The following is a 23,999-nucleotide window of genomic DNA, read 5'->3' as shown; positions in this document are numbered from 1 at the left end:
CGACCGGCCCGGCGGCGGGTCGCCCCCGCCGCCGGGCCGGTCGCTTCGGTGCTACTCGGCGACGTACCGGTGCAGCAGCCCCTCGTCACTGTCGACGGTGCCGTCCCGGCGCAGGCCGGCCTTCTCCAGCACCCGGACCGACGGCACGTTGGCCGGGTCCACGGTGGCGAAGACCTGCGTCACCCCGGGCAGGGTGCGGGCGTACGCGACCAGCGCGCGGACCGCCTCGGTGACGTAGCCCCGGCAGCGCCGGGACTCGACGACGCCGTAGCCGAACTCGACCGCACCATCGGTGGGCGGCAGTTTCAGCCCGATGCCGCCCACGGTGAGGCCGGTCTCCCGCTCGATGATGAGCCGGTGGCCGTGCGGCCGGTCCGGGTTGCCGGCGATGATCCCGCCGATCACCCGTTCGCCGTCGGCCGGAAAGTCCGCCGCCCAGTGCGGGCGCCGCTCCCCGGCGACGACGGCGGCGGCCTCCTCGACGGGCCAGGGGCGCAGCACGAGGCGGTCGGTGGTCAGGTCAAGATTGGACAACGCGATTCTCCAAGGTCGTGGAGTGACCCGGGTCGCGGTCGGTCAGCGCGCGCGACCCGGAAAAAGGCATGGCAGGGGAAACTCATGGCGATCCATGGCCTCATCCCCCTGCGCCCACGACGGTCGCGTGTCCGCGCCCCGCACTCTAACCCAAGATCCGGATACGCCGCGCCCCCGTTACCTCGGGCCAACGGGCAACGGGGGCGCGACGGAGAACCGGTCAGCTGACGCCGGTGACGGCCTTGACCAGGTTGATGCCGAAGTAGACCACGAACGCGGCGGCCACCGCCCACATCAGCGGGTGGATCTGCCGAGCCCTGCCCTGGGCCACACGGATCGCCACCCAGCTCACGAAGCCGGCGCCGATGCCGTTGGTGATCGAGTAGGTGAACGGCATGAGCGTCATGGTCAGGAACGCCGGGACGGCGACGCCCACGTCGGTGAAGTCGATGTCCTTCACCTGGCGGATCATCAGCGCGCCGACCACCACCAGCGCCGGGCCGGCGGCCTCGCTCGGCACCAGCGACACCAGCGGGGTGAGCAGCAGCGCGCCCAGGAAGAGCAGGCCGGTGACCACGCTGGTCAGGCCGGTCCGCCCGCCGTCCGCGATGCCCGAGGAGGACTCGACGTACGTGGTGGCCGACGACGCGCTGCCCGCGCCGCCGGCGACCGCGGCGACGCCGTCGACGAAGAGCACCTTGCCGAGGCGCGGCATGTCGGTGCCGTCCTCGGTGGCCAGGTTGGCCTGCTTGGCCAGGCCGACCGTGGTGCCCATGACGTCGAAGAAGTCGGCCAGCACCAGGGTGAAGACCAGCAGCAGCGCGGTCATCAGGCCGACGTGGGCGAACGCGCCGAACGACACGTTGCCGAGCAGGTGCAGGTCGGGCTTCTGGACCAGCGGGTCCGGCAGGGTCGGCACGTTGAGCCGCCACCCGTCCGGGTTGGGCTTGCCGTCCACGAGGGCCGGGCCGGGCTTGGCGAACGCGTTGACGATCAACGCGACGGCCGTGGTGGTCACGATGCCGATCAGGACGCCGGCCTTCACCTTGCGGGCGACCAGGATGCCGGTGACCAGCAGGCCGACCACGAAGACGACCGTGGGCCAGCCGTGCAGTGTGCCGTTGCTGCCCGAGCCGAGCTGCAGCGGCACACCGGTGCCGGCCCGGACCAGACCGCCGTCGACGAAGCCGATCAGCGCGATGAACAGGCCGATGCCGGCCGCGATGGCCGCCTTCAGCTCGGCGGGGATGGCCCGGAAGACGGCCTTGCGGAAACCGGTCAGCACCAGCACGGTGATGATCAGGCCCTCGATGACGACCAGGCCCATGGCCTCGGCCCAGCTCATCTGGGACGCGACCGCGTACGCCACGAAGGCGTTCAGCCCGAGGCCGGTGGCCACCGCGAACGGCACCCGGCCGACGATGCCCATCATGATCGTCATGACCGCGGCGACCAGGGCGGTGACCCCGGCGACCGCCGGGATGCCCAGCGTCCTGCCGTCGGCGTCCGGCGCCGTGCCGATGATCAGCGGATTGAGGACGACGATGTAGGCCATCGTCGCGAAGGTGGTGAGCCCGGCGAGCACCTCGCGCCGGACGGTCGAGCCTCGGCGGGTGATCTCGAAGAAGCGGTCGAGGCGGCTCTGCGCGGCGGGTTCCGCCGGCTCGACCGGGACAGCAGGATCCTGCGTAGACACGCTCATGGCGTGGCCTTACTCCGTTCCGGGTTGGCCCAGCCGGTCACGCCGGCCGGGCGGTGGGGGTGCAGCCGTCCCGTTGCGGTTGGCCCGGAGAACGTCGGGACGGCTGGGCTCCACGGATCCCGTGAAGCACTACGAAGCCGCGCCCCGGGTCGGGGGAAGCGACTTCGCGAGGCCCACCCTAACCGCCGGGCAGCGGCAGATGACCTGCCCCTCAGCGGGAGCCCGGCGCGGGGGTGGTCAAGGTCACGTCCGGGACCGGTGCCGGGCGATCCATTCGGCGTTGAGCGCGTCGGCCTGCCGCCCGTGCCGGGGCCGGACCGGCACGCCCGCCGACGGCAGCCCGAGCGCGTCGAGGACGTCCCGGGTCACGCCGCTCGGGTCGGCTGCCAGGTCCTCGTACCGCACGCGGTGCGGGGTGACCCCGTGCCGGGCGAACCACGCCTCCCAGGCCGCCTGGTGCTCCGCGATGGTGCGCAGCAGCGCGTCGATGCCGTCCGGGTCGTAGCGCGGCTCGCCCGTCGGCGAGCCGGAGGCGTCGACGGCGCCCGGATCGGTGTCGGTCCACCCGCCGGTCTGCTCGGCGCGCAGCCAGGAGACCGCCTGGGCGAGCACGTTGTCGCGTCGACGGCGGTCACGGTGACAGCCAACCTTGGACGGTCCGACTGCGGCAACGCGATATCGGAGCGGCGAGCGGCGGCGGTCGAGCACCATCCGGCGCGCCATGACGCACAGCTCAATACCGACCAGCGCGGAGATCTTGGGACGGAAGCGCCCCTGTGGGGGCCGCTTCGTACCAAGATCTTCCGGAGTCAGGCGCGGGGGCGGGCGCGGAGGTGGGCGCGTTCGCCCTGGGCGCCGAAGAGGCTGAGGAACTCGACTGCCTCGTCGTCGGCGCGGCCGAACCAGTGCGGCACCCGGGTGTCGAACTCGGCCGCCTCGCCGGGGGCCAGCACCAGGTCGTGCTCGCCGAGGACCAGCCGCAGCCGCCCGTTGAGCACGTAGACCCACTCGTACCCCTCGTGGGTCTGCGGGGTCGGCTCGGCGCGCCCGCCGGCCGGGATGACCAGCTTGTACGCCTGGATTCCGCCGGCCCGGCGGGTGAGCGGCAGCATGGTCATGCCGTGGCGGGTGACCGGCCGCAGGTGGATGCGGGGGTCGCCGGTGGGCGGGGCGCCGACCAGCTCGTCGAGCGTCACACCGTGCGCCCGGGCGAGGGGCAGCAGCAGTTCCAGGGTGGGGCGGCGGCTGCCGGACTCCAGCCGGGACAGGGTGCTCACCGAGATGCCGGTGGCGGCGGACAGGTCGGCCAGGGTGGTCTCCCGCTCGCGGCGCAGCGCGCGCAGCCGGGGGCCCACCGCGTCGAGCGCCCGGTCGAGGTCGTCGTCCATCCGCCTAGTTTGCCAGATCAGCAACAAAGTTTGCGGATACGGCCAGCGCCGCCGCATCGTGGCCGTGGGAGGTGGTCAGGATGACCGAGGGCTACGAGGTGGTGGTGATCGGCGGCGGCGCCGCCGGGTTGAGCGGGGCGCTGATGCTGGCCCGGGCGCGCCGGTCGGTTCTGGTGATCGACGGGGGCAGCCCGCGCAACGCCCCGGCCGACGGGGTGCACGGGCTGCTGGCCCGTGACGGCATGCCCCCGGCCGAGCTGCTGGCGCGCGGCCGGGACGAGGTGCGCCGGTACGGCGGGCACCTGCTGGACGGCCAGGTCGACACGGTGGCCCGCGACGGGGACGGGTTCGCGGTGGCGCTGGCCGACGGCCGCCGGGTCCGGGCACGCCGGCTGCTGGTGGCCACCGGCCTGGTCGACGAACTGCCCGAGCTGCCGGGGCTGCGCGAGCGGTGGGGCCGGGACCTCGTGCACTGCCCGTACTGCCACGGGTGGGAGGTGCGCGACCGCCCGATCGGGGTGCTGGCCACCGGACCGCTGTCGGTGCACCAGGCGCTGCTGTTCCGCCAGTGGAGCGACGACGTCGTCCTCCTCCACCACACCGCGCCGCCGCTCGGTGACGAGCAGGCCGAACAGCTGGCCGCCCGGTGCGTCGCCGTGGTCGAGGGCGAGGTCGCGTCGGTGGAGGTCGTGGAGGACCGGCTGGTCGGGGTACGCCTGCGCGACGGCCGGCTGGTCGCGCGCGAGGTGCTGGTCGCCGGCCCCCGGATGGTGGCGCGGGCCGGGTTCCTGGCGGCGCTCGGGTTGCGGGCGGTGGAGCATCCGTCCGGGGCCGGCGAGCACGTCCCCGCCGACCCGACGGGGCGTACCGAGGTGCCCGGGGTGTGGGTCGCGGGCAATGTGACCGACCCGGCCGCGCAGGTCGGCGCGGCAGCGGCGGCGGGCGCGCTGGCGGCCGCCGCGATCAACGGCGACCTGGTCGGCGAGGAGACCCGCCGGGCGGTCGAGGCGCGCCGGCGGGGCTGAGCACGCGGAGGGGTGGCGTTCACGAATACGACTTACATGGACAATATTGCCCTTTAGGTTACTGCGGGAGGGTGCAGTCGAGACGGGGGGCGACGTGAGCGAGTATCCGCCGATCGAGGATCACGGGCTCATCGGTGATCTTCAAACCGCCGCCCTGGTGACCTGCGACGGGACGATCGACTGGTTCTGCGCACCCCGCTTCGACTCCCCCAGCATCTTCGCCAGCATTCTCGACCGGGAGCGCGGCGGCTTCTTCCGGATCGCCCCCCACGAGACCACCTACGTCACCAAACAGCTCTACCTGCCCGGTACCCCGATCCTGATCACGCGGTTCATCAGCGCGGACGGGGTCGCCGAGGTCCAGGACTTCATGCCCGTCACCGGCGAGCGGGTCACCGACGTGCACCGCCTGGTGCGCATGGTCACCATGGTCCGGGGCAGCATGCGGTTCCGGCTGGAGTGCCGGCCCCGGTTCGACTACGGCCGCGAGCAGCCCCGACTGGAGCGACACCGCAACGGGTTCGTCTTCCGCGGCTCGTCCGCATCGCTCACCTTCAACCCGGTGCAACCGATCCGCCGCCTCATCGCCAAGGAGGACATGCACCTGGGGGACGGCGACCTGATCGGGTTCGGCACCCTGAACCAGGGCGACACCGGCGGGGTGGTGCTGGAGACGAACTCGGACATGGAACCTCGGGCCGTCCCGCTCGAAGAGGTGCAGGGGATGTTCGAGTGGACCCGGGACTACTGGCGACGGTGGGTCGAACGGTCCCGGTACACCGGCCGGTGGCGGGAGATGGTCGAGCGGTCGGCCATCACGTTGAAGCTGATGACATACGCGCCCACCGGGGCGATGATCGCCGCGCCGACGGCCGCCCTGCCCGAACTGGTCGGCGGCACCCGCAACTGGGACTACCGCTACACCTGGGTCCGGGACACGTCCTTCTCCGTGCACGCGCTGCTCGGCCTCGGCTTCACCGAGGAGGTCAGCCGCTACATGGACTGGCTCGACGAGCGGATCCGTGAGGCCGGCGACCACCAGGCCCCGCTGAAGATCATGTACCGGGTCGACGGGTCGTCCGACCTGCACGAGGAGATACTCGACCACCTGGAGGGATACCGCGGCTCCCGGCCCGTCCGGATCGGCAACGGCGCCGCCGACCAGCTCCAGCTCGACATCCACGGCGAGGCGCTCTACGCCATGCACGTCGCCGACGAACAGGGCATCCGGGTCTCCCACCAGGTGTGGAAGAGCACCGTCCGGCTCGTCGACTGGCTGTGCCACAACTGGGACCAGCCGGACGCCGGCATCTGGGAGAGCCGGCACCACCCCCGGGACTACACCTTCGGCCGGGTGATGTCCTGGGTGGCCCTGGACCGGGCCATCCGGCTCGCCAATCGGCACGGCCGCCCCGGGGACGTCGGCTGCTGGACCAGCCAGCGCAACCTGATCTACGACCAGGTGATGGCGCGCGGCTATCACCGGGGCCGCGGGTCCTTCGTCCAGGCCTACGGCGAGAACGTCCTGGACGCCGCGCTGCTCTCCATGCCGGCGGTCGGTTTCGTGACGCCGTCGGATCCGATGTGGTGCCGCACCCTCGAGGCCATCGAGCGGGAGCTGGTCTCCGACAGCCTGGTCCACCGGTACGACCCGGTCCACTCCCCCGACGGTCTCCCCGGCCATGAGGGCACCTTCAACATGTGCACCTTCTGGTACGCCGAGGCGCTGGCCCGCTCCGGTCGCCTCGACGACGCCCGGCTCACCTTCGAGAAGATGTTCACCTTCAGCAACCACCTCGGCCTGTACGCCGAGGAGATCGCCGCGACCGGTGAGCAGATCGGGAACTACCCGCAGGCCTTCAGCCACCTCGCTCTGATCAACACGGCGCTGGCGCTGAACAGCATGCTCGAGACCGAGGCCGAGTCCCGGCAGCGGCGGTGATTCCTCCGGACCGCGTGCGGGGTTAGTCGACGGCAGGCCGGGTAGCCACTCGCGCTGCGTGTGCAGCCCGTTGAACCGGCCTTCCTTGCCGACGACCCAGCCGAGAGGAACGACGGTGTCACACGAGTACCGGAAGAACCCTGAGGCAGTGTCCCGGTTGTCGCCCGAGCAGTACCGGGTCACCCAGGAGGGCGGGACCGAGCCGCCCTTCGCCAACCCGTACTGGGACAGCAAGGAGCAGGGCATCTACGTCGACGTCGTGTCCGGCGAACCACTGTTCGCGTCCGCCGACAAATACGACAGCGGCACCGGCTGGCCCTCCTTCACCCGGCCGATCGAGCCGAGGAACGTGGTCGAGGTGCGGGACTCCACCCTCGGCATGGTCCGCACCGAGGTGCGGTCGGCGCACGGGGACAGTCACCTCGGGCACGTGTTCGACGACGGCCCGCTGGCGACCGGCGGGCTGCGCTACTGCATGAACTCCGCCGCGCTCCGGTTCATCCGGCGCGACGACCTGGAGCGGGAAGGGTACGGCGAGTACCGCGCATTGTTCGAGCACCCGGACGGGGGGCGAAGCGATGACCGACACGACTGAGAAGGCCGTCCTGGCCGGCGGCTGTTTCTGGGGGATGCAGGACCTCATCCGGAAACGCCCCGGCGTGGTCTCCACCCGGGTCGGATACACCGGCGGGGACGTGCCCAACGCGACGTACTACAACCACGAGGGCCACGCCGAGGCGATCGAGATCGCCTACGACCCGAGCAAGCTCTCGTACCGGGACCTGCTCGAGTTCTTCTTCCAGGTCCACGACCCGACCACGAAGAACCGGCAGGGCGGCGACGTCGGCAGCAGCTACCGGTCCGCCATCTTCTACCGCGACGACCAGCAGCGGAAGGTCGCCGAGGACACGATCGCCGACGTCGACGCCTCCGGCCTGTGGCCGGGCAAGGTCGTCACCGAGGTCACCCCGGCCGGCCCCTTCTGGGAGGCCGAGCCGGAACACCAGGACTACCTGGAGAAGCATCCCGGCGGCTACACCTGCCACTTCCCCCGACCCGACTGGAAGCTGCCCCGCCGGGGAGAGAACCAGAGCTGACCGCACGCGGAGACAAGCCCGAGGAGAAGGAGACCCACGTGGCCGTCAAGACCCAGACGCTGGCCCGCGCCACCGACATCCGGCCGTTCACGGTGGAGATCCCCGAGGCGGACCTCCAGGCGCTGCGGCAGCGCATCGCGGCCACCCGCTGGCCCGAGAAGCAACTTGTCAACGACCAGTCGCAGGGCGTGCCGCTGGAGACCAGCCAGGCCCTCGCCCGCTACTGGGAGAAGGAGTACGACTGGCGCAAGGTCGAGGCGAGGTTGAACTCCCTGCCGAACTTCATCACCGAGATCGACGGTCTGGACATCCACTTCATCCACGTCCGGTCCAAGCACGAGGACGCGCTGCCGCTCATCGTCACGCACGGCTGGCCCGGCTCGATCATCGAGCAGCTGAAGATCATCGAGCCGCTCACCGATCCCACGGCGCACGGCGGGTCCGCGTCGGACGCCTTCCACGTGGTGATCCCGTCGATGCCCGGCTACGGCTTCTCGGGCAAGCCGACCGAACCCGGCTGGGGGCCGGAACACATCGCCAGCGCCTGGACCGAGCTGATGAAACGTCTCGGCTACAACCGGTTCGTGGCGCAGGGCGGCGACTGGGGCGCACTGATCACCAACCTCATGGGCGTGCAGGCGCCGCCGGAACTCGCCGGCATCCACACCAACATGCCGAGCACGGTTCCGTTCGAGATCGACGCGCTGGTCCAGTCCGACATCACCGGAATCAACGGCGCGCTCTCCAAGCTGCCGGCCAACCTCTCCGAGGAGGAGAGGCGGGCCTGCGAGCAGCAGGACTTCTTCTGGAAGCATTCCGCCTACGCACTGATCATGGCCACCCGCCCCGAGACACTGATCGGACTCGCGGACTCGCCCGTCGCGCTGGCGACCTTCATGTGCGACCACGACGCGGCCAGCCTGGAGCTGATCTGCCGGGCCTTCGCCGGGCAACCCGGCGGCCTCACCCGTGACGACATCCTCGACAACATCACGCTCACCTGGCTGACCAACACGGGCGTCTCCGCCGCGCGCCTCTACTGGGAGAACAAGTTCTCCTTCCTCGGCGCCAAGGACGTCTCCGTCCCGGCCGCCGTCAGCGTCTTCCCCGACGAGCTCTACCAGGCGCCGCGGAGCTGGGCCGAGCAGGCCTATCCGAACCTCATCCACTACAACACGCTCGACCGGGGCGGGCACTTCGCGGCGTGGGAGCAGCCGCAACTGCTGTGCGACGAGCTCCGCACCGCGTTCCGGTCGCTGCGCTAGATGGCCGTCTTCGAGCGACTGCACCTGACCGCGCTCGACGGGGCGACCGAGTGGCTCAACTCCGGGCCACTCGGTCCCGCCGAGCTGCGCGGGCGCCCGGTCGTGGTGAACTTCTGGACGCTGACCTGCATCAACTGGCTGCGCCAGGAGCCGTACGTCCGGGCGTGGTCGCAGGCCTACCGGGACGACGGCCTCGTCGTCATCGGCGTGCACACGCCGGAGTTCGCGTTCGAGCACGACATCGACGGGGTGCGCCGGGCGGTCCGGGCGCGGGGCATCGACTACCCGGTCGCGGCCGACAACGACTACGCCGTCTGGAGCGCGTTCGACAACCACTACTGGCCCGCGCTCTACTTCGTCGACGCGGACGGCACGATCCGCGACCGCCACTTCGGCGAGGGCCGCTACGAGCAGTCCGAGCGCGTCATCCAGCGGCTGCTCGGCGTCGACCGCGACCTCGTCCCGGTGGAGGGGCGCGGTGTGGAGGCCGACGCCGACTGGGACCACCTGCGCACGCCCGAGACGTATCTCGGTTACGCGCGCTCCGAGCAGTTCGCGGCACCGGACCAGGCCACGTACGACGCCACGCAGGCCTACGACCTCCCCGCGGGCCTGCCCCCGGACCACTGGGCGCTCGGCGGCGAGTGGACGATCGGCTCGGAGAACGTCGTGCTCGACCGGGCCGGCGGCACCCTCGCCGTCCGGTTCCAGGCCCGCGACGCGCATCTCGTGCTGTCGCCCGGCACGCGGGACCCGATCCCCTTCCGCCTGCTCCTGGACGGCGCGGCACCGGGCCCGGCACACGGCGACGACGTGGACGAGGACGGCAACGGCCTGCTCCGCGAGGGCCGGCTGTACCAGCTCGTCCGCCAGCGGGACACGGTCCGGGAACGGACCCTGGAGATCACGTTCCTCGAGCCCGGCGCCGAGGCGTACGCCTTCACCTTCGGCTAGAGCGCCGTGCGGGTCGCCGGCATCGTCGCCACCGCCGTGGGCGACGAACTCGTCATCGCGCACCCACTCGGGCACACGCCACGCGCCTGGGTCGCCGTCATCCTCGGCGGCCCCGCGCTGTTCCTGGCCGGTCGCGCCGCCTTCGAGTACGCCGTCTTCGCCCGGCTGTCCCGGGACCGGCCGATCGGAATCCTCGTGCTGCTCGCGCTGGCGCCCCCGGTGCTCCTGGCGCCGCCGCTGGCGGCTGTCGTCGCCGCCACCGCGGTCCTGCTCGGGGTCGCCGTCGCCGACACCGTCCGCGCGCACCGAAGCCCACCCGAGCCGCCGTCACCCACCGGCTAGCCGGCCGTCGTAGGCTGCATCTCGCACCTGATGGGCGGGAGGCTGAGGTGGCCGAGACGACGCTGGCCGGGGTGATGGCCGAGCTGGCCGAGCTGGAGGATCCGAAGGCACGCGCGGTGAACGAGCGGCACGGCGACGATCACGGCGTGAACCTCGGCAAGCTGCGCTCGCTCGCGAAGCGGCTGAAGACGCAGCAGGAACTCGCGCGCCAGCTCTGGGAGACGGATGACTCCGCGGCGAGACTGCTGGCACTCCTCATCTGCCGCCCGAAGGCGTTCGCGCGGGACGAGTTGGACGCCATGGTGCGCGAGGCGCGCACGCCCAAGGTGCACGACTGGCTCGTGAACTACGTGGTGAAGAAGAATCCGCACGCGGAGGAGCTGCGCGTGGCCTGGTTCGCCGATCCGGATCCCGTCGTGGCGAGTGCCGGCTGGGCGCTGACCACGGAACGCGTGGCGAAGAAGCCCGAGGGCCTCGACCTCGACGGGCTGCTCGACGTCATCGAGGCGGAGCTGAAGGACGCGCCGGATCGCCTGCAGTGGGCGATGAACCACTGCCTGGCGCAGATCGGGATCGAGGATGCGGCGCTTCGCGCCCGCGCGATCGGCATCGGCGAGCGCCTGGAAGTGCTCAAGGACTATCCGACTCCCCCGGGCTGCACGTCGCCGTTCGCGCCGGTGTGGATCGCGGAGATGGTGCGCCGGCAGCACGAGGCACAGGCGTGACCAGCGGGCCACGCGACGACAGACGGATGGGGCTCATGGTTGGCACGGATCAACAGCACCGGCCCGTCGCCCTGGTGACCGGCGCGGGCCGCAGCGCCGGCATCGCCGCCTCGGTGGTGCTGAAGCTGGCGCAGACCGGCTGGGATGTCGGGTTCACCTACTGGACCCCGTACGACGAGCGGATGCCCTGGGGAGCCGAGCCCGAGGCCGTGACGCGACTCGCCAGCCAGGCCGGCACGCACGGTGCCGCAACCGCCGCCGTCGAGGCGGACCTCACCGATCCGCACGCCACGGCGACGATCTTCGAGACCGTGGAGCGGAAGCTGGGCCCGGTCGGGGCGCTCGTCCTTGCCCACTGCGAGAGTGTCGACTCGGGCCTGCTCGACACCAGCATCGAGAGCTTCGACCGTCACTTCGCGGTCAACGCCCGGGCGAGCTGGCTGCTGATCCGCGAGTACGCCCAACGCTTCCAGGGTGCTCACGGCACCGGCCGCATCATCAGCCTGACCAGTGACCACACCGTGGGGAACCTTCCCTACGGCGCCAGCAAAGGCGCGCTCGACCGGATCACCCTGGCCGCGGCCCGGGAACTGGCCCACCTCGGCGTGACCGCCAACGCCATCAATCCGGGTCCCACCGACACGGGCTGGATGACGGCGGAGATCAAGGATGCGGTCCTCCGGTCCACCCCGCTCGGACGCCTCGGACGCCCGCAGGACTGCGCGAACCTCGTCGCGTTCCTGTGCTCACCCGAGGGTGGTTGGATCAACGGTCAGCTCCTGCACAGCGACGGCGGCATCGCCTGACCGGTACCACGCTCGACGGCGTCACCGCCGGACGCGCAGCACGCCGGTCAGCATCGGCAGGGTGAACTCGCCCTGGGCGGTTTCCGGCCCACCGGCGAGGAAGGCGCGGATCCGGCCGAGCGTGGCCGCCCGGGCCGGTTCCGGCATGACCAGCATCCCCGCGCGGGTCGCGAGCGTCGCGACGAGGGAGTCGGCGGTCCGACGCTGCCGGTGCGAGAACTCGGCCTGCTCGGGCGAGCCGAAGCGGGCGACCAGGCCGCCGCCCGGAGAGCACAGGTCCGCCGTCGCGGCGCGCCAACTGCTCAGCGTGTCCCGCGGGCCGATGGCCGCGCTGCCGCTGACCCGTTCGAGCCCGGCAACCCAGTCGACCCGGTTGTCCAGGACGTTCCACAGGCCGGCCAGGATGCCTCCGGGCGCGAGGACCCTGGCGATCTCCTGGCCCGCGACCGCCATGTCGAACCAGTGCAGGGCGTTGCCGGCCAGCACGGCATCGACGGACGCGTCCGGCAGCGGGATCGCCTCGGCGCTGCCCGGCAGGGCACGGACGGTCGGCAGGGCACGGCGCAGCTCGGCCAGCATCGCCGGATCCGGTTCGACCGCGACGACGTCGGCACCCAGCGCGACCAGCGTGGCGGTCAGCTTGCCGGTTCCGGCGCCGAGGTCGAGCACTCGCGGGCCGGGCGCGGGCTCCAGCGCCCAGCGCACGGCGGCCTGCGCGTAGTCCGGGCGGTGCTCGGCGTAGGCGGCCGCCGCCGCGCCGAACGACGAGCTGAGAACCAACCGTTCCTCCACGCGGTCACCCTAGCCGCCGCGCGTCACTCAGGGCAGCGGCGGTGTGACCATCGTGGGTATCTTCGCCAGCATGAGTGGGGGCCGACGGTCGGGGAGCCGGAACAGCCGGCGGAACGGCACCGACGGGGAGCGTGCCGAGGCGACGGAGGCTTACCGCCGGTCGGTCGCGAGGTTGCAGCACACCGCCTACCGGAACCTGCGACAGACCATCGCCTACGCCACCATCTTCGTCGCGGTCGTGGCCACCTGGATGATCCTCATCGGTCAGGCCACGCCGGCCAGCTTCCCCTGGTACGCCGCCTCGGTCCTGGGTGGAGTCCTCGGCCTGGCCACCTATGCCGTCCGGGAGCCACGCCCGCGCCGCTACGTGCTGGCCGCCGCCGTCGTCCTCGCCGTCGTGGGCGTGACCGGCATCTTCCTCGTGGACTAGGCGGCGGAGATGACGACCCAGGAGCGCGACGACCTCGCGGCACGCGTCCACGCGGTAGGTGACCGCCGGCGGACACCAGCCGGCGAGGTTTCCGCAACAGAAAGGGCAAGGAGGAGAACTCCTTGCCACTGTCAACATATACCGCACCCTTGGGCTTGCGGCAAGACCCCGGTCGTGGCGCACAGTGGTCGGCCGAGCGCAAAAACGGCCACAGCAATGGGGGAATGCATGTTCGATGTGATCGTCGTCGGCGGCGGGCCGACCGGCATGATGCTGGCGAGCGAACTGCGTCTGCGGGGCGTCGACGTGCTCGTGCTGGAGAAGGAGGCCGAGCCGCCGCCGTTCGTGCGGTCGCTCGGGCTGCACGTGCGCAGCATCGAGGTGATGGATCAACGGGGCCTGTTGGAGCGGTTCCTCGCGCACGGCACGCAGCACCCGATCCGGGGATTCTTCGCGGGCATCGACAAGCCCGCTCCCACCGGGCTGGACACCGCCCACGGATACGTGCTCGGCATTCCGCAGACGGTCACCGACCGGCTGCTCGCCGAGCACGCGGCCGACGTGGGAGCCGAGATCCGGCGCGGCTGTGCGGTGGTCGGGCTGGAGCAGGACGACGACGGCGTGACCGTCCACCTCGAAGACGGAACGGCACCGCCGTTGCGGGCACGATTCGTCGTCGGTTGCGACGGTGGGCGCAGCACCGTTCGGAAACTGCTCGGGGTCGGATTCCCCGGCGAGCCGTCGACAATCGACACGCTGCTGGGCGAGATGGAGGCGACGGCGTCCCCGGACGACATCCTCGACGTGACGACCGAGGTGCGCAGGACCGAGAAGCGGTTCGGGGTCGGGCCGTCGGGCAGGCCGGGGGTGTTCCGGGCGGTCGTGCCGGCGGAGGGCGTGGCCGAGGACCGTTCCGCGCCGCCGACGCTGAAGGAGTTCAAGCGACAGCTGCGCACGTACGCCGGCACCGACTTCGGCGTGCACTCCCCCCGCTGGCTGTCGCGCTTCGGCGACGCCACGCGCCAGGCCGAGCGCTACCGGGTCGGACGGGTGTTCCTGGCCGGGGACGCCGCGCACGTCCACCCGCCGATGGGTGGGCAGGGGCTCAATCTCGGGATCCAGGACTCGTTCAACCTGGGGTGGAAGCTCGCGGCGGCCGTCAACGGCTGGGCGCCGGACGACCTGCTGGACAGCTACGAGGCCGAGCGGCATCCGGTGGCCGCCGACGTGCTGATCAACACCCGTGCACAGATGCAGCTGACCACCAACGAGCCCGGGCCGCAGGCGGTTCGGCGGCTGCTGGCGCAGCTGATGGACTTCGACGACGTCAACCGGTTCCTGATCGAGAAGATCACGGCGATCAACATCCGGTACGACTTCGGTGCGGGCCACGCCCTGCTCGGGCGGCGGCTGCGCGACGTCCCGCTGAAGCACGGGCGGCTGTTCGAGCTGATGCGCACCGGCAGCGGGCTGCTGCTCGACCGGACGGGCCGGCTCTCGGTGGACGGCTGGGCCGACCGGGTCGACCACGTCGCCGACACCAGCGACGAGCTGGACGCGCCGGCTCTGCTGCTTCGGCCCGACGGGCACGCCGCGTGGGTCGGCGAGGATCAGCAGACGCTCGAGGTCGCGCTGGCCAGGTGGTTCGGCACCTCAGGTGCTCCTACGGCCGGGTGAGGTGGATGGTGGTCTCCAACTGCTGCGGGTCACTGTCACCTGAGCAGCGCCTTGAGCTCGGCAAGTCGGCCGAACAGGGTCCTCGGTCATCACCGGCCAGCGGATTCACGTCGGTATCGGCCACGCCGGCCGAACCCTCACCGTCGAACCGCCGATACAGCTTCCGCGTCTACGACGGCGACCAGGTCCTCACCGAGGCGCCCCGCACGACCGTCAAACCGATCGCCCGATTCAAGGTCCGCACACCCGAGCCGGCCCGAAGGACGCCACGATGACAACGCGTTCGGGCCGCCGCCCGGAAACGCAGCGGTGGTCTAGAGGAAGCCGAGCTGCCGCGCCGCATCCTGATGAACCGAAACGAGTTCAGCAAGCCGGACCGGCTTGCGAGACACCGCCGAGAGATCCTTGCCCTCCCTGGTCCACGGCGGTGGCCACGCGCTGATCCCCTGATCCAGAGCGACGCTGGCCGCCTCGGCTTCCCACCCCGGCCACCGCAAGCCCTCATAGAACTGGGTCATGGCGCCGGCGAGCATCGCCTCCAGCCAGTCGCCATACCCAAGCTCAAGATCCTGCCAAGCCAGGTCCTCCGGGCCGAAGTAGTGCACCGTCGGCTGCACACCCGGCTCTGCCTGCGACCACGCGAACTGCCCGCCCATCACATCAAAAGCGACGACCAGACGACCAGCCCCGGGAACCATCTCGGCCGCCACATCCGGCAGCCCGTCGTGCCCACTCCCGAGCACCCGGAGCCAACCGTGATCGATCACCAGCCCGCCACTGTTGGCGACGACCGCCCCGAGCCACGACCTGGTCGTGATGTCCAAAGCTGCCAGACAGGCTGCCGCCTGCCGAGCATCGGCGGGCAGCACCGTCACCGGATACGGCGCTGCTGCCACCAGCGACGAAATCTCGAACCACGCAGACTGTTCCACCCCCTCAGCCTCGCAGGAGGATCAACCAGGCGACTCTGAGGGCCCTGCCGCCAACAAACATGGCTAGGACGGCGCTGGCGGCCGACACGGCGGGAGCCAGTCGAACAGAACGAGCGCATCGGCCCGCCAGAGATCTAGGGCGACCTTCGGAAGATCCTCATTCACACCAGCAGTATCCGGCGTACAGGTCGACTCGTCCGTCGCACACCAGGCCAGCCGCCGTCATATTGTGGCTGGCCTGGTGTTTCTTCGGCGCTACCGGTCGCCGTTGGTCAGCCTTCAACGGCCCAGAGACGGCCCAGACGGCCCCGAGACGGCCCGAGCCGAGCGGTTCATGGGGCTGCCCGGAGTGGTCCAGGCACCGCGACCCGATCGCGTCAGACCGCTTCGTTAACCTTCGCTGCCGATCAACATCGGGGCATCCAGCACCGCAATAGAGCGGCCTCCCTGGTCTGCGTGGGGGTCGGTTCGGGACCCAAACCCGGGCCTAACCAGCGTCCAGGCTTCGTCGAGGGGCAAGGTGTGGCCTGTCAGCGTTGATCAGGCACAACCTGAGGGGTCGGGCGACGAGCGAGTTAGTTCGCCGCTCGTTCCCTCGTTTGTAAGTTCTGGGCGCGCCGTTCTGACCGCTGCGGCAGGACTTGTGGCGGCTGTCGCGACCCTGGTCACTACTCTTCGTTAGTCCGGCTTGGATTCAGAGGGCGACTTCTAGCAAGTCGCCCTCTGACGGGCCTAGCGCAGTGTTCTTGACACCGCAAGCTAGGCATACGGTATGGCCAAGCGTGAAGCGGCACGACAGCTCACTGCCCGAACCGCCATCGAGGTTGGAACGGTTGGCATTGGCCTAGCTGTCGCCGGCCCGCTGGGTGCGGTCGGCGCCGCCCTCGTTAAGCCAGCACTTGAGCCGGTGGCCGTTAGGGACCGCCGCCGGCTTCGCAACGTCGAGCGGCTGGTCGAAGCCGTCACCTAGTCCGCCGGTCTCTCGCCGAAAAGTTTGAGGGATGGGCCAACAGCAGAGACGGTCGACTGATGTTGACGACGAGGGCCATACAAGCCGCCTACAGCACCATGTACGACCAGAAGGTCAAAGCGGTTGCCGCCGTGCTGACGGAGAACCTCCAGGATGACGCGCAGCTCGACCTAGGCGTGCTGGCGGTCGCGGCACTGGCTGATCTTGAGGCCCCCCATGTTCGGGTGTTGAACGCTGTCGTGAACGGGCCCCTTCCCCCTCGACTTGAGGGCGCGACAGACGAGGCCGGGTCGCACTTCAGTCTCAGCTTGAGGAGCGGTTCCCGAAGCTAGCCGCTGGAGTCCTGCCGGTCATGTCAACGCTCGTGCGTCAGAGCTTGGCGGAAGACCGACTCGCCCACGCTGACGGCAACGCCTCATGGGCGGTCACGCCCTTCGGCCGACACTGCTTGGGGTACCTCCTGAGCAGCAAGTCGGGGAGTTGAAGCGGAACTTAGAGCCGCCGCCCCACGACCAGCGGGATCTGCGCGCGACGCCTGCTGGCACGGCGTCTCGGGTTGCCATCGTTCAGCGCTACTTGACGTCGTTCCACGGTGTCTTGTGCCCCCTGTGTGCCCCGGAGTGGCGGGGGTGCCACGACGACGACCTGGGCGTTCGAGCGGCTCCACACCCTTCTCCCGACGCTAATAAAGCTAGCACGGGCTTAGGACATTCGGTATCGGCCGACAGACTGATTACTAGCTCACCGCAATCTCGCTAGATTCGCCGAGCTAATCAACGGGAAGGATCCGAAGTCTGTGCAGGCTCTACAGGGTCAAAAGAACAGTCACGCTTCCAGACGAGGTTCGGCCGACGATCAAGAGCAAAAGCCATCGGTGCTGATCCGACGAGGGCTGATTCCCGATACGCGCTCGCAACGGGTTCTCGCTCTGGCAACGTTCGTCAACATGATCGGCAGCGGCGTCTTTATGGTCAGCGCCGCGCTTTTCTTCACCCGCGTCGTCGGACTTCCATTGGCTCAAGTCGGTATCGGAATGGGCATCGCGGCTGCCGTTGGCCTTTTTGCTGGCGTGCCGGTTGGGCATCTCGCTGACCGACGAGGGCCACGAGAAATTTATCTCTGGATGCTGGTCATTCAGGGCGCAGCGATGGCGGCGCTGGTACTCGTGCAGTCGTTCTGGTTGGTCCTGGTGGCGCTGTGTATGGGGGAACTCGCTCGCTCAGCGGGGGGTGCGGCACGCGGTCCGCTGGTTCGCGGAATCGGCGGTGCTGACCTCACCAGATACCGCGCTTATCTACGCTCGGTCGCGAATCTCGCCGGAAGCTGCGCCGCCGTGGCTGCTGGCTTCGCCGTGCAGTACGACACGCGTCCGGCTTACCTGGCCCTGGTGCTGGGTAATGCGCTCAGTTTCGTGGCCAGTGCCGCCATCATTGCAGCGCTGCCGTCGCTACCGCCCGTGCCCGCGCCGCAAACGGCCAGCCCGTGGGAGGTATTGAAGGACCGGGCGTATGTTGCCGTCACCGTGCTCGACGGCATCATGTCGATTCACCACCAGGTACTGCTGTTCGCACTGCCACTCTGGATCGTCGGGCACACCGACGCACCCCGGTGGCTGATCGGCGGGGCAGCACTGGTCAACACCGCTCTAGTGGTCCTGCTCCAAGTCAGGGCTAGCCGAGGGGTCGATGACAGGGCCACCGCCGGGAAAGCCATGCGGCGTTCGGGCGTGGCGTTCTTCGTCGGCATGGCCGCGATGGCCGCAGCGGCAGGACTTCCCTCATGGCTTGCGCTCACAGGCATCGTCGTCGGCATCATCGTCCACACGATCGGTGAACTGTGGCACACGGCTGGCTCGCTGGAACTCCGATTCAGCCTCGCTCCCGCCCACGCCCAAGGGCAGTACATGGGACTGTTCGGGTTCGGGGCCGGCCTGGCGAACGTGATCGCACCCACCGTACTGGCACTCTTCTGCATCGCCTGGGGAGTCCCTGGTTGGCTCCTGCTCGGCGGGGTGTTCGTCGTGGCGGGTCTGCTGACGCCGTACGTGGTGCGGTGGGCGGAACAGACGCGCCCGTACGCGAAGCAGCCCGCGCAGCTGGGCTAGCGATCCCGATGCTCCTATGGAGGTCAAGGGGCGAGGGCGGCGAAGTCGGCCACCAGGGCGGTGTAGCGCTTCAGGCAGCGCAGGATCTCCTGCTTGCTGAGGCCTTCCGTGATGCGGCGGTGGACGCAGGCGCGGGTGCGTTGGTCGTAGCGCATGCGGCAGAGCGCGATGGTGTGCAGGGCGTGGTTGGCGCCGCGGTCGCCGCCGCGGTGGAGGCGGTGGCGGCGCACCGTCCCGAGCTCGCGGGGATGGGTGCTGCGCCGCAGAGGTGAGCCAGAGCCGCTTCGGAGTGCAGCCGGTCGGGGTTGTCGCCGGCGGTGGTGAGCAGCTGGGCCGCGACCTCGGGGCCGACACCGAACAGGGCCGTGGTGCGGGGCTCGGCTTGCCCGGGTCGACGGCAGGCGGGACGGCCTACCCGCAACCACCCACGGACCGCGACCCGCCGACGGAGCCCCGGCCATCCTGGAGCCGGAGCGCCCCCGCCGGAGGCGCCCTAACCGCAACCCCGCCACTGCCGCCAGTTCGCCGACGCGGCCGGCGTGCCCTCCCTACGCTGCGCGGGCTCTTGGCCGCGCGGCCCGGCCGGCTGCCGCCCCATCTCACCGCCGGTCAACAGCCTGTCGTGCTGCGGCGGCCCCTTGGGCTTCTTACTTCCGCGCCAGCCGCCGGGCGTGTTGCGTGGCCGGAGTCGGAGCGCCAGCGGAGCGACGGACGCGCGCCCGGGCGGCGGCGCGTGCGGCCCGTTCAGGGCCGCCTTGATGCGATGCGAGCGGCGGTGAAGCGTCTTAATGACCAGTTGGGCTGAGCTTCCTCGCAGCTACATGCGCTGCTACAGCGAGACAGGGGGCCTGATCTTGTGATCGGCTCCGTTGCTGGTCACCGATGGTGGGCGCGGCAGGTTTCGAACCTGCGACCCCTCGCTTGTAAGGCGAGTGCTCTCCCGCTGAGCTACGCGCCCGGAACGCCCCGTACGGCGGGCCGGAGCGGCAAGCTTACCTGCCCAGCTCCGGCCCGGTCGAACGACGTGCCCGGGGTGGATCAGGCGGCGACGGCCTCGGCGAGGGCCTTGCGCCAGCCCTGCTGGTCCCGCGCCTCGCCGGGCATGTTCATCTCGGCGAACCGGACCACGCCGGCCTTGTCGATGACGAAGGTGCCCCGGTTGGCGATGCCCGCGACGTCGTTGAAGACGCCGTACGCCTGGGCGACCGCGCCGTGCGGCCAGAAGTCGGCCAGCAGCGGGAACTGGTAGCCCTCCCGGTCGGCCCAGATCTTGTGGGCGTAGACCGAGTCGACGCTGACCGTCAGCACCTGGACGTCGTCGTTGACGTACTCGTTGAGGTTGTCCCGCACCTCGCACAGCTCGCCCTGGCAGATGCCGGTGAAGGCGAGCGGGTAGAAGACCAGCAGGACGGTGCGCCGGCCGCGGAAGTCGGCGAGGCGGACCTCCTGGTTGTTCTGGTCCTTGAGCACGAAGTCCGGCGCCTCGGCGCCAACCTCGATGGGCATGGGAACTCCTTGGATCGGGTCTGGAGATCATCAGCCTGCCACACCCGGCGGCACCGGCCGCCGGATGCGGAGCCCGGCCTACTTCTTGCCCTTGGACCCGCGCCGGAGCACGAGGCGGGCGCCGCTCCAGTCGCGGCCCGCGTTGATGGTGGAGGTCTGCTGGAGGCCGGCGGTCTGCGCGCTCTCCGCGATCTCGCTCGGCTCGACGTGGCCGTCCCGGCCGGCCTTGGGCGTCAGGAGCCACACCACGCCGTTGTCGGCCAGCGGTCCGAGGGCGTCGACGAGGAGCTCGAAGAGGTCGCCGTCGCCGTCGCGGTACCAGACGAGAACCGAGTCGACCACCTCGTCGGTGTCCTCGTCGACCAGATCTCCACAGCGGTCGGTCAGGGCGTCCCGGAGATCCTGGTCGACGTCGTCGTCGTAGCCCATCTCCATGACGACCATCCCCGGCTCGATCCCGAACCGGTCCGCCAGGCTGCGTACCCCGTCGGCGGCCTGACCAGCGGTCGCGCTCACTGTCGCGTGCCTCCTCATCTCATCCCTGCTCGTGGCGTCGTCCGACGCCGTCGCGCCCAGTCCACACAGTTGTGGCTTCCCGCGCAAGTGGCGCACCGGGTGGAACGGAATTTACCGTGCCAGCAGCGTACGGGCACCCTCGGTAATGGCTTCCTCGGAGACCAGAACCTGACGTGCTGCCGGACCTAATGGTACAAACGAGTCAAGTCCGGCCACCAGGAGCGCCGTGCCGACGTACCCCGCGTCGACCAGGGCGGCGATCACGCCCTCGCCCACCCCGCCCGAGCGGCGGGTCTCGTCCACCACCAGCACCCGGCCGGTGGCCGACGCCTCCCGGATGATGTCCGCCACCGGCAGCGGGGCCAGCCAGCGCAGGTCCACCACCCGGCTGCCGACCCCCTCGTCGGCCAGGGTGGCCGCCGCCCGCAGCGACATCCGGACACCGTTACCGAAGGTGATGATGGTGAGGTCCTCGGCCGAGCCGACCCCGTACACCCGGGCGCGGCCGATCGGCACGTGGCGGGCCGCCCAGGCGCCGGGCTCGGCGTACTCCGCCAGCCACTCGCCGTCGCCCTCGGCGTAGAGGTCGCGGGTGTGGTAGAGCGCGATCGGCTCCAGGAAGACGCTGACGGCGCCGTCCACCGCGGCGGCGGCCAGGCAGGTACGCAGCATCGGCGCGGCGTCGTCCGGGCGGGCCGGCACCGCGATGACCAGCCCCGGCACGTCGCGGAGCACGGCCACCGAGTTGTCGTTGTGGAAGTGCCCGCCGAACCCCTCCTGGTACGCCAGCCCGGCCACCCGCACCACCATGGGGTTGCGGAACGCCCCGCGGGAGAAGAACCGCATGGTCGCCGCCTCGCCCCGCAACTGGTCCTCGGCGTTGTGCAGGTACGCCAGGTACTGGATCTCCGGCACCGGCAGCATCCCGGCCACGCCCGCGCCGAGCGCGAGCCCGAGGATCGAGGTCTCGTCGAGCAGGGTGTCGAACACCCGTGCCGCCCCGAACCGGTCCCGCAGGCCCTTGGTGACCCCGTACACCCCGCCCTTGGCGGCCACGTCCTCGCCGAAGACGACCGTCCCCGGGTGGTCGAGCATCCCGTCGGTCAGGGCCGCGTTGATGCTCTGCGCCAGGGTGAGCGGCCCGGCCAGTTCGGGCAGCCGGCCGCCGAACGCCTCGGCCCGGGCGCCGGCGTCCGGGCCGGCCGCCCGGGTCGCCGCGTCGGCGACCGCCCGGGAGATGCGGACCGGCCGGCGCGGGGCCAGCTCGGCCACCACGTCGACCGGGGAGGTGAGCTTCGGCTCGTCCAGCACCTCCTCGGCGAGCCGGCGGATCTGCCAGCCGCGCTCGTCGTACCGGGCCAGCAGCTCCTCGCCTGTGGCGTAGCCGGCCTCGACCAGGCGCCGGGCGGTGGCGAGCAGCGGGTCCCGCGCCACGTCGGCGGCGATCTCGGCCCGGCTCCGGTACGCGGTCTCCGCGTCCGCCCCGGCGTGCCCCATGAGCCGCACGGTGGCCAGGTGCAGCACGGCCGGCCGCCGGTGCCGGCGCACCCAGGCCGCCGCCTCCTTCGCCACCCGGTACGCCTCGGCCACGTCGGTGCCGTCGGCCGCGAAGTAGCGGATCCCCGGCCTGGCCCGCAGGGTCGCGGCCACCCAGCCCTGCGGTGAGCGCACGCTGATGCCGAGCCCGTTGTCCTCGCACACGAACAGGACCGGGATGCGCAACCCGGTGTGGTCGTACCAGCCGGCGGTGTTGAACGCCGCCGTCGCGGTGGCGTGGTTGACCGATGCGTCGCCGAACGAGCAGACCACGATGGCGTCCGGCGGCCAGGTCGGGGCGTCGGACTCCTCGCCGGCCCGCCGGCCGCCGCGGCGCAGCCGTTCCAGGGCCAGCCCCAGGCCGACGGCCCGGGGCAGGTGCGAGGCGATGGTCGAGGTGGTCGGGACGACCGCCAGGTCGGCCCGGCCGAAGACCTTGTGCCGGCCCCCGGCGATCGGCTCGGCGGCGGAGGCGACCATCCCGCGCAGCACGTCGCGGGCCGCGTCGGCGTAGGCGTCATCGGGGTCGGGCAGGGGCAGTTCGGGTACGCCGGCCGTCGCGGCGCCGACCGTGTCCACGGCCACCCCGGCCCCGGCCGGCAGGCTCGCCGCCTCAGCCCCGTCACCGGCCGGCGGCACCACCGGACCGCCGGGCGTCGCCGGGCCGTCGGGCATCGCAGGACCGTCCAGCGTCGGCGGGGCGGCGGCCGGGTCGGCCACCGGGTCGCCGGTCAGCCCCGGGGGCTCCGGCGGCACGGCCGGCGGGCCGGCGTCCGCGTCCACCTCACCGTCGGCGGGGGTACGCGGGTCCGGGATCCCGGCTGTCGGCGCCCCGGTCGGGTCCGGCCCGTCGGCGTCCGGCGTCGCCGCCCCGGCCGGGAAGCCGCCCGCCGCCTGGGCGGCACGCAGGCAGTAGAAGGCCCCGGAGCGGTAGTGGAGCAGGGCGGGATCGGTCGGCCGCAGCGCGGCGGCGACGGCCGCGTTGCCCTCGTGGCCGGCGGAGCCGATCGTGTAGTAGCCCTCGCCGAAGCTGCGCAGCCAGCGCCCGGCGAGGTCGAGCAGCCGGCTGGTCAGCTGGGCGTCGAACAGGGCCAGCGCCTGCGCCCCGGTCAGCGACCCGCCACCGGGCAGCGGTTCACCCAGGTCACGCCGCTGGGCGGGGGCGCCGAGCGCGGTCAGGGCCGCCCGGAACCGGTCGTCGAGATCGTGCGGGGTGGTCACGTCGGACAGCATTACCGACGGGAGGGCACCTCGCCCAGTCGGACACGTTCCGCCCGGCCCCGGTCAGGCCTCGCCGCACTGCTCCGGGCAGCCGCCGTCGGAGACCTTCCAGACCAGCTCACGCAGGGTGGCCAGCTCGCCGGTGGTGAGCCCGCCGAGGAGTCGGGAGTCGGACATCACGAGCCGGACCTGGTCCCGGACCCGCCGGCCCTCCGCGGTCACCACCAGCGTCTTCTGCCGCCGGTCGGCCGGGTCGACCCGCCGCTCCACCAGCCCCGCCTGCTCCAGCTTGTCGACCAGCGCGGTGACGTTGGAGCGGTCGCAGCCCAGCTGCGCGGCGAGGTCCCGGGCGGGCAGCGGCCGGTCGGGGTCCAGCTCGTGCAGGGCGCGGGCGGCGGCCGGGGTGAGCCCCAACGCGGCGATCTCCCCGTCCTGGTAGTGGCGCATGGCCGAGGCGATGTGCAGGATCCGGCGCACGGCGTCCCCGGCCAGGTCGGAGCGGTCGGGGACGGTGGACTGCGCCATGTCGCACATC

General features: G+C 71.2%; 23 protein-coding genes, 1 tRNA gene and 3 pseudogenes. 14 read left to right on the top strand and 13 right to left on the bottom strand.

Going from position 1 to position 23,999, the window contains the following annotated elements; all coding sequences use genetic code 11:
- Positions 1 to 51: 51 nt before the first annotated feature.
- From ABZS80_RS21150 to ABZS80_RS21135, 4 genes are all read right to left on the bottom strand, one after another.
- On the bottom strand, positions 52 to 534 hold the full coding sequence (locus ABZS80_RS21150) for a GNAT family N-acetyltransferase (protein WP_355058215.1): 483 nt from the start codon (positions 532 to 534) through the stop codon (positions 52 to 54).
- Positions 535 to 754: 220 nt separating this feature from the next.
- A complete protein-coding gene (locus tag ABZS80_RS21145) occupies positions 755 to 2,236 on the bottom strand; it encodes an NCS2 family permease (RefSeq protein WP_355058213.1) in 1,482 nt (493 codons plus the stop codon).
- Between the two features lie 243 nt (positions 2,237 to 2,479).
- A complete protein-coding gene (locus tag ABZS80_RS21140; RefSeq protein ID WP_355058212.1) occupies positions 2,480 to 2,848 on the bottom strand; it encodes a Stf0 family sulfotransferase in 369 nt (122 codons plus the stop codon).
- Between the two features lie 197 nt (positions 2,849 to 3,045).
- Positions 3,046 to 3,624, bottom strand: coding sequence for an XRE family transcriptional regulator (locus ABZS80_RS21135; protein WP_355058210.1), 579 nt, complete (start codon positions 3,622 to 3,624; stop codon positions 3,046 to 3,048).
- An 80-nt stretch (positions 3,625 to 3,704) separates the two neighbouring features.
- Between ABZS80_RS21135 and ABZS80_RS21130 the strand changes: the two genes are divergently transcribed.
- From ABZS80_RS21130 to ABZS80_RS21090, 9 genes are all read left to right on the top strand, one after another.
- On the top strand, positions 3,705 to 4,649 hold the full coding sequence (locus tag ABZS80_RS21130; protein ID WP_355058208.1) for an NAD(P)/FAD-dependent oxidoreductase: 945 nt from the start codon (positions 3,705 to 3,707) through the stop codon (positions 4,647 to 4,649).
- A gap of 94 nt (positions 4,650 to 4,743) precedes the next feature.
- The gene (locus ABZS80_RS21125) at positions 4,744 to 6,591 is read left to right on the top strand and encodes a glycoside hydrolase family 15 protein (RefSeq protein ID WP_355058206.1); all 1,848 of its coding nucleotides are present in this window, start codon (positions 4,744 to 4,746) and stop codon (positions 6,589 to 6,591) included.
- Positions 6,592 to 6,739: 148 nt separating this feature from the next.
- The gene (gene msrB / locus ABZS80_RS21120; RefSeq protein ID WP_355058204.1) at positions 6,740 to 7,186 is read left to right on the top strand and encodes a peptide-methionine (R)-S-oxide reductase MsrB; all 447 of its coding nucleotides are present in this window, start codon (positions 6,740 to 6,742) and stop codon (positions 7,184 to 7,186) included.
- Positions 7,170 to 7,688: a peptide-methionine (S)-S-oxide reductase MsrA gene (gene msrA, locus ABZS80_RS21115; protein ID WP_355058202.1), complete on the top strand. Its 519-nt coding sequence runs from the start codon at positions 7,170 to 7,172 to the stop codon at positions 7,686 to 7,688. The genes msrB and msrA overlap by 17 nt, the downstream gene beginning before the upstream one ends.
- 38 nt (positions 7,689 to 7,726) lie before the next feature.
- Positions 7,727 to 8,953: an epoxide hydrolase family protein gene (locus ABZS80_RS21110; protein ID WP_355058200.1), complete on the top strand. Its 1,227-nt coding sequence runs from the start codon at positions 7,727 to 7,729 to the stop codon at positions 8,951 to 8,953.
- Positions 8,954 to 9,907, top strand: coding sequence for a redoxin domain-containing protein (locus tag ABZS80_RS21105; RefSeq protein WP_355058199.1), 954 nt, complete (start codon positions 8,954 to 8,956; stop codon positions 9,905 to 9,907).
- A gap of 6 nt (positions 9,908 to 9,913) precedes the next feature.
- A complete protein-coding gene (locus ABZS80_RS21100) occupies positions 9,914 to 10,249 on the top strand; it encodes a low temperature requirement protein A (protein ID WP_355058197.1) in 336 nt (111 codons plus the stop codon).
- Between the two features lie 47 nt (positions 10,250 to 10,296).
- A complete protein-coding gene (locus tag ABZS80_RS21095; protein WP_355058195.1) occupies positions 10,297 to 10,974 on the top strand; it encodes a DNA alkylation repair protein in 678 nt (225 codons plus the stop codon).
- Positions 10,975 to 11,009: 35 nt separating this feature from the next.
- Positions 11,010 to 11,780: an SDR family oxidoreductase gene (locus tag ABZS80_RS21090; protein ID WP_355058193.1), complete on the top strand. Its 771-nt coding sequence runs from the start codon at positions 11,010 to 11,012 to the stop codon at positions 11,778 to 11,780.
- A gap of 21 nt (positions 11,781 to 11,801) precedes the next feature.
- Here ABZS80_RS21090 and ABZS80_RS21085 read toward each other — a convergent pair whose 3' ends face one another.
- Entirely contained in the window at positions 11,802 to 12,572 is a 771-nt protein-coding gene (locus ABZS80_RS21085; RefSeq protein ID WP_355058191.1) for a class I SAM-dependent methyltransferase, read from the bottom strand.
- 70 nt (positions 12,573 to 12,642) lie between these two features.
- Here ABZS80_RS21085 and ABZS80_RS21080 point away from each other — a divergent pair, with 70 nt between their 5' ends.
- From ABZS80_RS21080 to ABZS80_RS21070, 3 genes are all read left to right on the top strand, one after another.
- Positions 12,643 to 13,002 (top strand): hypothetical protein, encoded by a 360-nt coding sequence (locus ABZS80_RS21080; protein WP_355058189.1) that lies wholly within the window; start codon positions 12,643 to 12,645, stop codon positions 13,000 to 13,002.
- Between the two features lie 228 nt (positions 13,003 to 13,230).
- Positions 13,231 to 14,679: a rifampin monooxygenase gene (rox, locus tag ABZS80_RS21075; RefSeq protein WP_355058370.1), complete on the top strand. Its 1,449-nt coding sequence runs from the start codon at positions 13,231 to 13,233 to the stop codon at positions 14,677 to 14,679.
- Between the two features lie 5 nt (positions 14,680 to 14,684).
- Positions 14,685 to 14,954 (top strand): hypothetical protein, encoded by a 270-nt coding sequence (locus tag ABZS80_RS21070; protein WP_355058187.1) that lies wholly within the window; start codon positions 14,685 to 14,687, stop codon positions 14,952 to 14,954.
- Positions 14,955 to 14,993: 39 nt separating this feature from the next.
- Here ABZS80_RS21070 and ABZS80_RS21065 read toward each other — a convergent pair whose 3' ends face one another.
- Positions 14,994 to 15,611, bottom strand: a complete 618-nt coding sequence (locus ABZS80_RS21065; protein ID WP_355058185.1) for a DUF2625 family protein — start codon at positions 15,609 to 15,611, stop codon at positions 14,994 to 14,996.
- A gap of 1,029 nt (positions 15,612 to 16,640) precedes the next feature.
- On the opposite strand from ABZS80_RS21065, the gene ABZS80_RS21060 reads away from it, so the two are divergent.
- Complete coding sequence (locus ABZS80_RS21060; RefSeq protein ID WP_355058183.1) at positions 16,641 to 16,913, top strand: hypothetical protein; 273 nt, start codon at positions 16,641 to 16,643, stop codon at positions 16,911 to 16,913.
- Between the two features lie 464 nt (positions 16,914 to 17,377).
- Positions 17,378 to 18,685 carry an MFS transporter gene (locus tag ABZS80_RS21055; RefSeq protein ID WP_355058181.1) on the top strand — a complete coding sequence of 436 codons (1,308 nt, stop codon included), beginning with the start codon at positions 17,378 to 17,380 and terminating at the stop codon, positions 18,683 to 18,685.
- 23 nt (positions 18,686 to 18,708) lie between these two features.
- Here ABZS80_RS21055 and ABZS80_RS21050 read toward each other — a convergent pair.
- From ABZS80_RS21050 to ABZS80_RS21020, 7 genes and pseudogenes are all read right to left on the bottom strand, one after another.
- Positions 18,709 to 19,022: pseudogene (locus ABZS80_RS21050) on the bottom strand (transposase); the annotation flags it as partial.
- Positions 19,023 to 19,568: 546 nt separating this feature from the next.
- Positions 19,569 to 19,643, bottom strand: a tRNA-Val gene (locus ABZS80_RS21045).
- A gap of 80 nt (positions 19,644 to 19,723) precedes the next feature.
- Positions 19,724 to 20,191 carry a peroxiredoxin gene (locus tag ABZS80_RS21040; RefSeq protein WP_091269137.1) on the bottom strand — a complete coding sequence of 156 codons (468 nt, stop codon included), beginning with the start codon at positions 20,189 to 20,191 and terminating at the stop codon, positions 19,724 to 19,726.
- Positions 20,192 to 20,269: 78 nt separating this feature from the next.
- A complete protein-coding gene (locus tag ABZS80_RS21035; protein WP_355058178.1) occupies positions 20,270 to 20,707 on the bottom strand; it encodes a DUF3052 domain-containing protein in 438 nt (145 codons plus the stop codon).
- A gap of 111 nt (positions 20,708 to 20,818) precedes the next feature.
- Positions 20,819 to 22,756: pseudogene (locus ABZS80_RS21030) on the bottom strand (thiamine pyrophosphate-dependent enzyme); the annotation flags it as partial.
- A 381-nt stretch (positions 22,757 to 23,137) separates the two neighbouring features.
- A pseudogene (locus ABZS80_RS21025) lies at positions 23,138 to 23,476 on the bottom strand (transketolase); the annotation flags it as partial.
- Positions 23,477 to 23,527: 51 nt separating this feature from the next.
- Positions 23,528 to 23,989: a MarR family winged helix-turn-helix transcriptional regulator gene (locus ABZS80_RS21020; protein WP_355058176.1), complete on the bottom strand. Its 462-nt coding sequence runs from the start codon at positions 23,987 to 23,989 to the stop codon at positions 23,528 to 23,530.
- Positions 23,990 to 23,999: the final 10 nt, after the last annotated feature.

Source organism: Micromonospora sp. NPDC005305 (genome assembly GCF_040607315.1).
Taxonomy (GTDB): domain Bacteria; phylum Actinomycetota; class Actinomycetes; order Mycobacteriales; family Micromonosporaceae; genus Micromonospora.
This window is presented reverse-complemented; position numbering and strand designations above follow the sequence as displayed.